At 37.5% G+C, this 10213-nt stretch carries 9 protein-coding genes and 1 pseudogene; 8 read left to right on the top strand and 2 right to left on the bottom strand.

The features are described from left to right. Nucleotides 1-628 (bottom strand): tyrosine-type recombinase/integrase (locus G0Q09_RS14110; RefSeq protein ID WP_257468279.1); only part of this gene is annotated, 628 nt, incomplete at its 3' end. A gap of 632 nt (nucleotides 629-1260) precedes the next feature. Between G0Q09_RS14110 and G0Q09_RS14105 the strand changes: the two genes are divergently transcribed. From G0Q09_RS14105 to G0Q09_RS14070, 8 genes are read left to right on the top strand one after another with little or no spacing between them, the layout of a single operon-like run. Next, complete coding sequence (locus tag G0Q09_RS14105) at nucleotides 1261-1893, top strand: TetR/AcrR family transcriptional regulator (RefSeq protein WP_219035356.1); 633 nt, start codon at nucleotides 1261-1263, stop codon at nucleotides 1891-1893. A gap of 52 nt (nucleotides 1894-1945) precedes the next feature. Continuing rightward, nucleotides 1946-3229, top strand: a complete 1284-nt coding sequence (locus G0Q09_RS14100; protein ID WP_219035355.1) for a TolC family protein — start codon at nucleotides 1946-1948, stop codon at nucleotides 3227-3229. A 21-nt stretch (nucleotides 3230-3250) separates the two neighbouring features. Next, a complete protein-coding gene (locus G0Q09_RS14095) occupies nucleotides 3251-4153 on the top strand; it encodes an HlyD family secretion protein (protein WP_219035354.1) in 903 nt (300 codons plus the stop codon). A gap of 1 nt (nucleotide 4154) precedes the next feature. After that, nucleotides 4155-5069: an ABC transporter ATP-binding protein gene (locus G0Q09_RS14090; protein ID WP_219035353.1), complete on the top strand. Its 915-nt coding sequence runs from the start codon at nucleotides 4155-4157 to the stop codon at nucleotides 5067-5069. 1 nt (nucleotide 5070) lies between these two features. Beyond that, on the top strand, nucleotides 5071-5817 hold the full coding sequence (locus tag G0Q09_RS14085; protein ID WP_219035352.1) for an ABC transporter ATP-binding protein: 747 nt from the start codon (nucleotides 5071-5073) through the stop codon (nucleotides 5815-5817). 2 nt (nucleotides 5818-5819) lie between these two features. Next, nucleotides 5820-6926 carry an ABC transporter permease gene (locus G0Q09_RS14080; RefSeq protein ID WP_219035351.1) on the top strand — a complete coding sequence of 369 codons (1107 nt, stop codon included), beginning with the start codon at nucleotides 5820-5822 and terminating at the stop codon, nucleotides 6924-6926. Further along, complete coding sequence (locus G0Q09_RS14075; RefSeq protein ID WP_219035350.1) at nucleotides 6923-8044, top strand: ABC transporter permease; 1122 nt, start codon at nucleotides 6923-6925, stop codon at nucleotides 8042-8044. Before G0Q09_RS14080 ends, G0Q09_RS14075 begins: the two co-directional genes overlap by 4 nt. After that, nucleotides 8011-8886 carry a KilA-N domain-containing protein gene (locus G0Q09_RS14070; protein WP_443093333.1) on the top strand — a complete coding sequence of 292 codons (876 nt, stop codon included), beginning with the start codon at nucleotides 8011-8013 and terminating at the stop codon, nucleotides 8884-8886. The genes G0Q09_RS14075 and G0Q09_RS14070 overlap by 34 nt, the downstream gene beginning before the upstream one ends. A gap of 374 nt (nucleotides 8887-9260) precedes the next feature. On the opposite strand, the pseudogene G0Q09_RS14065 reads toward G0Q09_RS14070, so the two are convergent. Beyond that, nucleotides 9261-10213: pseudogene (locus tag G0Q09_RS14065) on the bottom strand (IS91 family transposase); the annotation flags it as partial.

Here is a 10213-nt window from a genome sequence, read left to right as displayed (position 1 = left end):
AGATTTTTGCTGCTCTTGATGCCTGTTTTACCGCCCACTGAACGCCTCGTTGTGAGTAGCGGGAATCAAACTCTCCGCCGGCTCTTCCTTCTCGTGGCATTCCAAAGAGATAATCTTCTGGTTTTTCAGCTTCGATATACTTTTTGAGTCCCCGAATCAAATGATCGGAAAGTGGCAAATAACGGTCTTTTTTGCCTTTTCCCTGAACCACTTTCAACTGTTTTCTGTCAAAATCTAAGTCGCATAAACGGAGATTTCGAACTTCCATACATCGCAATCCGCAGCCGTAAAGAATGCCGATTAAGATTTTATGTTTTAAAAGTTTACAGCCGGACAACATCTGCCAAACCTCCTGTTTACTAAGCACTACAGGCAGTTTTTTCTCTTTTTTAATTTCCGGAAGACTCAAAAAATCATAGCTCAAACCTTCCGATTTTAGCAGAAACCGAAGTCCGTAAACGGTGTGTTTAAAATACGATTGTGATGGAGATTTAGATTTTTTCTGTAGATAAAAAAGGTAATCGTGAATTTGCTCTGGATCCAATTCTGTAGGAATTTTTCCGAAATGTAGCGACACCGCAGCCACGTGTCTGGAGTAATTTTGAAACGTACTTTGGCTCCTTCCCAATACAGAAACCGTACGTTCAAACCTTTGCAAAAGCTCCGCAAATCCCGAAACTTCACGCTTTGCCTGATTGATGATTTTGTTTTCTCTAAGCGCTTCTACACTCTTTTTTTTGTTGCCATTTTACTGATTTTTAATTAGTTTTACAAAGTAACTAAATATAGCGCTGAGAAAGCTACCGAAGGTTTAGTTCAACATTGTATTTGCAAAAGGCGGGGTTGAATATATAATAGAAAAACCCGATGCATTTAGTCGCAACTTGCTTTTCATATTACAATTTTTTGTAGATTAGTAATCTGAAAAAGCAATTTGCTTCGTTCGGTCGAAATTGAACTTTCAGTTAAATTTAGCCCGCCCTTCGCAAATACTTTTTCCGTTATAAGCCATTTTAGGACGACTACCGAGCAAACATCAACCGACAGACAGAAAGGACGAAAAAAGCCAACGCTTCACAAAATTAAAAGAGGTGTTTGCCAACGCACAGCCGACACACAAACACCACATTTAATTTTGCCCCAACGCACCCAAGCCCACCCACCACCCCAAACTGAAAAACATTTTAATCATTTGATTAAAATATTTGGTTAAATCAAAAATTAGTTTTTATATTTGCAACGTAAATGAAATTTTAAGCAATGGCGGCTAAAAAAGATACAAAAATACTCGACACATCAACAGAGGCAAAAATCAAAAATGCTGCCCGTACTGTGTTTCTTAAAAAAGGCTATGCCGCTACACGCACAAGGGATATTGCCGAAGAAGCAGGTATCAATCTTGCTTTACTCAATTATTATTTCCGAAGCAAGGAAAAATTATTTGACCTGATTATGTTTGAAACCATTTCCGGTTTTATGCAGCGTATGAGTTTTGTAATGAATGATGAGGCTACATCATTGGAACAAAAGGTTACTTTAATTGCATCTAATTACATTGATTTTTTGAGCAAAGAACCCAACATCCCTATTTTTATGCTTAGTGAAATTAGAAATCGTCCTGATAACCTCTTGGAACGTCTACCTTTAAAGCAATTGGTTTTACAATCTGCATTTTTCAAGCAACATCAGGAAGCATTTTCAAAAGGCAAAATAACCGAGCCTAATCCATTACATTTTTTGATGAATCTTTTAGGGCTTATAGTTTTTCCTATTCTTGGTAAACCTTTGTTACAAGGTGTAGGTGGATTAAACGATGCTCAGTTTGATAAACTAATGCAGGAACGAAAAAAATTAATCCCCATCTGGATTAAAGCAATAATGAAATCGAAGTAAATTTTTTTTATCCATTGATTAATCAAATGATTAAAATATAAAATTAAAAAGAATGATTAAATTACTAATTAAACAAAAATCAAAATGGCTCATTGTCTTAATGCTGATATGCGGCCATTGGTCAATGGCACAGCAAAGCAATTCATTGAGCCTTGATAACTGCCTCGAAATGGCAAAGCAGAATTATCCTTTGATAAGGCAATACACGCTGATAGAAAAAACAAAAGAATATTCTATTGCCAATGCTCAAAAAGCGTATTTACCGCAGTTCAATGTAGCAGGGCAGGCAACCTATCAATCGGCAGTTACGCAAATACCAATCTCATTGCCCAGCGTGGATATTCCGACAGTGAGCAAAGACCAATACAGGCTATATGGCGAAGTATCACAATCCATTACTGACTTGTTTACTGTGAAAGACCAAAAAGAATATATCAATACCAATTCTGAAATAGAAACCCAAAAGACGGAAGTGGAATTGTACAAACTAAGAGAGCGTATTAACAACCTCTATTTTGGGATATTATTGATTGACGCACAAATTAAACAAAACGAATTGGTCAAAAAGGATATTCAAAGCGGTATTGAAAAAACCAACGTTGCCATTGCCAACGGAGTGGCTCTAAAAAGTACAGCAGATAACCTTAAAGCAGAATTATTGAAAGCCGAACAGCGTACCATTGAACTAAGAGCCACACGCAATGGATATGCAGATATGTTGGGGTTATTTATCAATAATCCGATTGATGAAAAAACGATACTTGAGCAACCGCAAAGACAAATACTTACCAACACAATCAATCGACCAGAGCTAAAATTGTTTGACCTGCAAAAAAAATCTTTTAACGTGCAAGAAAAGCTTATTAAAGCCAAAAACCTACCACGGCTGAGTGCATTTTTACAGGGTGGCGTGGGCAGACCCGGCTTAAATATGTTGGATAATGATTTTCAAGCTTACTATATCGGTGGCTTACGGTTGAGTTGGAATATTACAAGTATCTACACTTATAAAAATGAAAAAAAAATACTTGCTAACAACCAAAGTATGATAGATATACAAAGGGAGACTTTTTTATTCAACACTAACCTAACATTGAAACAGCAAAATGCAGATATAACCAAAATGCAGGAATTAATCGAAACCGACAAAAGTATTGTATCGCTTCGCGAAAGCGTTAAAAATACCACACAAAACCAGTTAACTTATGGTACAGCAACAACAAACGATTATCTCATTGCCGTAAATGCCGAAGACCAAGCAAAGCAAAGTTTGATTTTACACGAAATACAGCTTTTAATGACAGAGTACAACGCTCAAACAACAGCAGGAAATTAGTAACAATAAAAAAGTAGAACAATGTATAAAATAAAGACAATCGCATTAGTGGCAGGCATCGCAACAATGCTTACAGCTTGCAACGACAACAAAGTTTCGTTTGATGCTTCGGGAAGTTTTGAAGCAGAAGAAACCATTATTTCATCAGAAGCCACCGGAACAATCGAACAATTCAGTATTGAAGAGGGGCAAACATTAGAAGCAGGACAAACTATTGGCTACATAGACAGCTTACAGTTGTATTTGAAGAAAAAACAATTGGAAGCACAGACAGTAGCCGTCTTAGGGAAAAAACCCAATATACCTGTTCAACTATCTGCTCTGCAGGAACAATTAAGAACTGCCCAAAGTGAGCAAACGAGAATAACCAATTTGGTAAAAGGTGATGCAGCAACACCGAAGCAGTTAGACGACATTAATGCACAAATTGAAGTGCTGAAAAAGCAGATAGAAGCACAAAAGTCTACATTAAGCATTTCAAGCGAGGGTTTGAGCAAAGACATTGTGCCGTTGCAGGTGCAGATTGAGCAACTGAACGACCAGCTTGCAAAATGCAACATCATCAACCCGACTAACGGAACAGTGCTTGCCAAATATGCCGAAGCCAACGAAATGACGGCAACAGGTAAACCTCTGTACAAAATTGCCGATTTGTCAAACATTATCCTGCGGGCTTACATCACAGGCAACCAACTGCCACAGGTAAAGCTGAACCAACAGGTAAAAGTGCTTACCGATGACGGCAAAGGCGGTTACAAAGAAACAACAGGTACAATAGTTTGGATAAATGACAAAGCAGAGTTTACGCCTAAAACCATTCAAACCAAAGACGAGCGGGCAAATATGGTATATGCAATCAAAGTGAAAGTAAAGAATGACGGGGCTTACAAAGTGGGTATGTATGGGGAAATAAAATTTAAGTGATATGGCAGACGTTGTATTAAATAACATTGTAAAGACCTACAATAAAGGCGAAGTAAAGGCAGTAAACGATGTATCATTTGAGGTAAACAAAGGAGAATTGTTTGGTTTAATTGGAGCAGATGGTGCAGGAAAAACGAGCATCTTCCGGATACTTACAACCTTAGTGTTACCCGATAGCGGTACAGCATCCGTAAATGGTTTTGACGTAGTAAAAGACTACAAAGCCATTCGTAAAAATGTAGGTTATATGCCCGGTAAATTTTCCTTATATCAGGATTTAACTATTGAGGAAAATCTCAACTTTTTTGCAACAGTGTTTAATACAAGCGTTGCTGAAAACTACGATTTGGTAAAGGATATTTATGTTCAGTTAGAACCGTTTAAAAATCGCAGGGCAGGAAAATTGTCGGGAGGGATGAAACAAAAATTGGCTTTGTGTTGTGCTTTAATCCACCGTCCTACCGTATTGTTTTTAGACGAGCCTACCACAGGTGTAGATGTAGTTTCAAGAAAAGAATTTTGGGAAATGCTGAAAGGGTTAGAAAAACAAGGCATTACCATTTTAGTTTCCACGCCTTATATGGATGAAGCCACACTTTGCGAACGCATTGCATTGATACAGAACGGCAGCATTATGACGATAGATACACCCGATAATATCATAAAACAATTTCCAGACAAGTTATTTGCTGTAAAAGCAGACAATATGAGCAGGTTACAGAATACTTTAAGAAACAACCCGCAAATAAAAAGCTGTTTTTCGTTTGGCGACTTTCATCATATCATATTTCAAAATGACAATGAGCGTTCGCAAAACGAACTGATACAAACCTTGCAGGAAGCCAATTTTCAAGACATTGAAATAAAACATATCACACCAAGCATTGAAGATTGCTTTATAAATCTGATGAACTAATATGACAAACGAAGTAGTAATAAAAACAGACAAACTTACCAAGCGTTTTGGAGATTTCATCGCTACAAATGAAATAACATTTGAGGTATATGCAGGCGAAATTTTTGGCTTTCTCGGTGCAAATGGAGCAGGTAAAACAACCGCAATGAAAATGCTTTGCGGACTTTCCAAACCCTCATCGGGCGATGCTACCATTGCAGGGTTTGACATTTACACACAAACCGAACAAATCAAAAAGAACATTGGCTATATGAGCCAAAAATTTTCGCTGTATGAAGATTTAACAGTAATGGAAAACATACAATTCTTTGGTGGCATATATGGCTTAACCGATAAACAACTAAAAGCAAAAAGTAATGAACTCATTGACACATTGGGATTGCAGAGCGAAGCAAAAAAGTTGGTGGCTTCATTACCGTTGGGTTGGAAACAGAAATTGGCTTTTTCTGTCGCCGTAATACACGAACCTAAAATTGTGTTTTTGGACGAACCCACAGGAGGAGTTGACCCGATTGTCCGCAGACAGTTTTGGGATTTAATTTATCAGGCATCAGACACAGGCATTACCATTTTTGTAACTACGCATTATATGGACGAAGCCGAATACTGCAACCGTATTTCAATAATGGTTGACGGGGTAATTGAAGCATTAGACACACCCGACAATTTGAAAAGGCAATTTTCTGCAAACACAATGGACGAAGTGTTTTTTGAATTGGCAAGAGGGGCAAAACGAAAATCAGATTAAAGATGAAACAGTTTTTATCATTCGTAAGAAAAGAATTTTATCACGTTTTCCGTGATAAGAAAACACTATTGATGTTGTTCGGTTTGCCCATTGTGTTGATTGTACTGTTTGGGTTTGCGGTAACCAACGAAATTAAAAATGCAAAAATTGTGATTTGCGATTATGCCAAAGACCAAGCCACACAGCAAATCATCAACAAATTGGAAGCAGGAAATCAGTTTAAGATTACAAAAACAATAATGAGCCACTCCCAAATTGAAAATGCTTTTAAAAAAGAAAACATCAAATTGGCAATTATTTTTCCTGCAAACTTTAATAAGGATTTGTTACATCTGAATAAAGCTCAAGTACAAATAATTGCAGATGCCTCAGACCCAAACACAGCCAACACATTGACAAATTATGCAACGGCAATTATTATGGATTATCAGCAGGAATTGATGGAAAACAATACTATCCCGCTTCGGATAGATTCCGAAATAAGAATGCTGTACAATCCGGAACTGAAAGGAGCAACCAACTTTGTACCGGGAATTATGGCATTGGTACTGTTATTAGTATGCGTACTGATGACAGCTGTGTCCATAGTTCGGGAAAAAGAAACGGGCACAATGGAAATTTTGTTGGTTTCGCCCGTTAGTCCATTTTTGGTCATCATTTCAAAAGCCATTCCTTACTTTTTTTTATCGCTTATTAACCTTTCCGTTATACTTATATTAAGCGTTACACTGTTGGGAATGCCTATAAATGGGAGCCTTTGGTTATTAATAGCTGAAAGTACTTTACTAATCATTTGTGCCTTGTCATTGGGCTTGCTGATTTCTAATAATACAAAATCGCAACAATCGGCAATGCTTATTTCAATGATGGGAATGTTAGTGCCTACAATGTTGTTTACGGGTTTTATGTTTCCTATTGAAAATATGCCTGTTCCATTGCAGCTAATAACAAATTTTGTTCCATCAAAATGGTATTACATTATTGTAAAATCAATAATGATAAAAGGCTTGGGATTTTCAGCGATATGGAAAGAAACACTTATCCTATTGGGAACAACCTGCTTCTTGCTCTTTGTCAGTTTAAAAACTTTTAAAAACAGATTGGTATGAGAACGCTGAAATTTTTATTGCAAAAGGAATTCAAACAAATTTTTCGCAACAAAGCATTGTTGCCCTTGATTTTTGTTGTTCCTATTATTCAGTTGCTTATACTTCCGTTAGCAGCAGATTATGAAGTAAAAAATATCAACATTTCCATTGTAGACCACGATCACTCTACCTATTCACAACGGTTGATTTCAAAAATCACTGCTTCGGGATATTTTCAGTTGGCAGATTATGGCACATCATTCAATCAGGCATTTCAGCAAATAGAAAAAGACAAATCCGATTTGATACTGGAAATTCCGCAGGGCTTTGAAAAGAATTTGGTGCGTGAAAATTCAGAAAAATTGTTTGTCGCCGTTAATGCAATCAATGGCGTAAAGGCAGGTCTGGGCGGTGCATACCTCAATCAGATTATTACGGAATACAATGCTGATATTCGCTTGCAATGGCTTCAACCCGATAAATTTAATGCGACACCTGTTATCAGTATTGCTTCATCAAATTGGTTTAATAAATTTTTGAACTACCGTTTTTTTATGGTTCCGGGAATATTGGTTGTGTTAGTAACAATGGTCGGTTCATATATGTGTGCATTGAACATTGTAAAAGAAAAAGAAGTAGGAACGATAGAGCAAATCAACGTTACACCCATCAAAAAATATCAATTTATTTTAGGTAAACTCATTCCGTTTTGGGTAATCGGGATGTTTATTTTTAGTGTAGGATTGTTCATTGTAGCACGCTTGGTTTACGGTATCGTACCTGTAGGCAGTTTGCTTTTACTGTACGGCTATTTGGCTATCTATCTCATTGCTTTATTAGGAATGGGCTTACTCATTTCAACCTTTGCCGAAACACAACAGCAAGCAATGTCAATCGCATTTTTCTTCATTATGATTTTTATGTTAATGAGTGGATTGTTTACCTCAATCGACAGTATGCCGAATTGGGCTTATTATATTGCAAAGGGTATTCCTGTAACATATTTTATTGAAGTTGTACGAATGATCATTTTAAAGGGAAGTGGTTTTTCCGATATGAAATATCATTTCCTGATTATGGTAGGCTTTGCGTTATTTCTTAATGGTTGGGCGATTTTGAATTACAGAAAAACGAGTTAAATAAATATTTTTCGCAATTTTGCAGAGCTATGGCAAAAATCAATGTAAAAGATACGGAAATAACGATTATATCGGTTGAGGAAAAGGATTATATTTCGCTTACAGATATGGCAAACGCTAAGGAAAGTGAAAGCCGTGCTGCCGACATCATAAAAAATTGGATTAGAACCCGTTACACACTTGAATTTTTAGGAACCTGGGAGCAAATCAACAACCCGAATTTTAAAGTGGTGGAATTTGACCACTTTAAAACGCAAGCAGGTTTGCCAAGTTTTGTATTGAGTGTTTCGGAATGGATTGACAAAACCAATGCTGTTGGTATAATTGTCAAGAAAGGCAAGTATGGCGGAACGTATGCCCACAAAGATATTGCCTTTGAGTTTGGCTCTGCAATCAGTGTTCCGTTTAAGTTGTATTTGATAACCGAATTTCAGCGACTTAAAGAAGAAGAACAAAAACAACTTGGTTGGACAGCAAAGCGAGAACTTGCCAAACTAAATTACCATATTCACACAGACGCTATCAAACACAACCTTATTCCAAAAGAACTTTCGGCTCAACAAACATCAATCATTTACGCAAACGAAGCAGACGTGTTGAATGTTGCTTTGTTTGGAATGACAGCCAAACAATGGCGGGAAGCAAACCCAAACCTGAAAGGAAACATCAGAGATTATGCGACAATTAACGAACTGATTTGTTTAGCGAATATGGAAAACCTGAACGCAGTTTTCATCAACGAAAAAATGCCGCAAAAAGACCGACTGATAAAACTGAACAAAATAGCCATTCAACAAATGAGCATTTTGCAGGACGTTGACAAACGGAAATTATTGAAGTAACCAAGACAGCCAACGCATTTGGTAGCACATTTGCATTTTCGCAAACGCACAAAGCCAAACAAAAAATGCAAAAGAGCTACCAAGCCAACGCACCGACAACCCGACAGACAAATTAACGAGAGAAGAAAAACGGCTTATAATAGCTAAGTTTTCGTTGCGTGCGTAGCACGAACAATGAAAACCCTGTTGAACGGAAGCTTTGGGAGCTTTTTTACATGTTTTTTCAAACACTATGGATTTATCGTAAAATTTTTAGCGAATATTTCAAGAGAACAGGACGTTCTCTTTTTTTTAGGCATTCGTTTTTGGCGAACTTTGTCGGTTTTATCGTGTTTTCCTTCATGTCGGGGTATAATTTCCCTTACCCAAATCCGCTAAAATGCAGATTTAGGAGCAGGTAAATTTTGGCTCATCTCCAAAAACCATTGTGGCGGACCGCGCAAATCGAACGTGGCAATCGTCACAAGATTTCCAACTCTGCAACAACTACATTTCGGCTGAAAAGCTTTTGGCGGAAACTTTTCTTTGGGCTGGATGCCTAATTTTTGTTGTAGATTTTTAAGTTTGATACGCTTCCAGGTGCTGCTCAAAAAACCATAATGACGGATTTTCACAAATCTTTTCGGCAAAATATGCATCGCAAAACGGCGGATAAACTCCTCGTGGCTCAAAACCATCTGCTTTTTGATGCCTTTTTGGCGGTAATCTTTGTAAGAAAAAGTGACCGTCTCCGCGTCAATTTTCCTGATTCTCTGGTTGCTGATGGCGATTTTATGCGTGTATCTGCCCAAATATTCCACCACAGATTTTGGGCTTCCAAAAGGCTTTTTAGCAAAAACCACCCAAGGTTTTTCCCACAGATTTTGCCTGATTTTGGTATATTCTTTAAGGTTTTTATCTTTTAATTTCTCACAAAATTTAGCCCTGAAAACTTTGCTCAAAGCCTTTACAGAAAACAAAAATTTACCGTCACTTCTGATGTTTTTCCAAGCTCCGCTTTCATCCACACCACCGCCCGGAACAATGCAGTGCAAATGTGGATGAAGACTCAGATTCTGTCCCCAAGTGTGCAAAACAGCAATCATTCCCATTTGGAGATTTTTGTTTTTGCCAAACGTTTGAAGCGTTTCCCAAGCCGATTCAAATAAAATATCATACAACATCTTGGGCTCGTGAAGTGCGGTTTTGTTCAATACATCCGGAAGCGTAAAAACCACGTGAATTAAGCGAAGCGTATCACGAATACAATTAAAACGAATAATAAAAAATGAGTAAAATAAGGTACCGGAAGCAGTTCGGTTTCCCGATTTTCAATCCATTGCTCTCG

The organism is Empedobacter falsenii, from assembly GCF_019308355.1.
Lineage (GTDB): Bacteria > Bacteroidota > Bacteroidia > Flavobacteriales > Weeksellaceae > Empedobacter > Empedobacter falsenii_B.
Note: the sequence above shows the minus strand (reverse complement) of the source record. Positions and strands in the feature narration are given on the sequence as shown.

What these genes read in the sequence shown, in the direction of transcription:
- G0Q09_RS14075 (WP_219035350.1), top strand. Translation starts at nt 6,923, where the DNA reads ATGAGAACGCTGAAATTTTTATTGCAAAAGGAATTCAAACAAATTTTT.
- G0Q09_RS14095 (WP_219035354.1), top strand. Translation starts at nt 3,251, where the DNA reads ATGTATAAAATAAAGACAATCGCATTAGTGGCAGGCATCGCAACAATG.
- G0Q09_RS14100 (WP_219035355.1), top strand. Translation starts at nt 1,946, where the DNA reads ATGATTAAATTACTAATTAAACAAAAATCAAAATGGCTCATTGTCTTA.
- G0Q09_RS14105 (WP_219035356.1), top strand. Translation starts at nt 1,261, where the DNA reads ATGGCGGCTAAAAAAGATACAAAAATACTCGACACATCAACAGAGGCA.
- G0Q09_RS14085 (WP_219035352.1), top strand. Translation starts at nt 5,071, where the DNA reads ATGACAAACGAAGTAGTAATAAAAACAGACAAACTTACCAAGCGTTTT.
- G0Q09_RS14080 (WP_219035351.1), top strand. Translation starts at nt 5,820, where the DNA reads ATGAAACAGTTTTTATCATTCGTAAGAAAAGAATTTTATCACGTTTTC.
- G0Q09_RS14090 (WP_219035353.1), top strand. Translation starts at nt 4,155, where the DNA reads ATGGCAGACGTTGTATTAAATAACATTGTAAAGACCTACAATAAAGGC.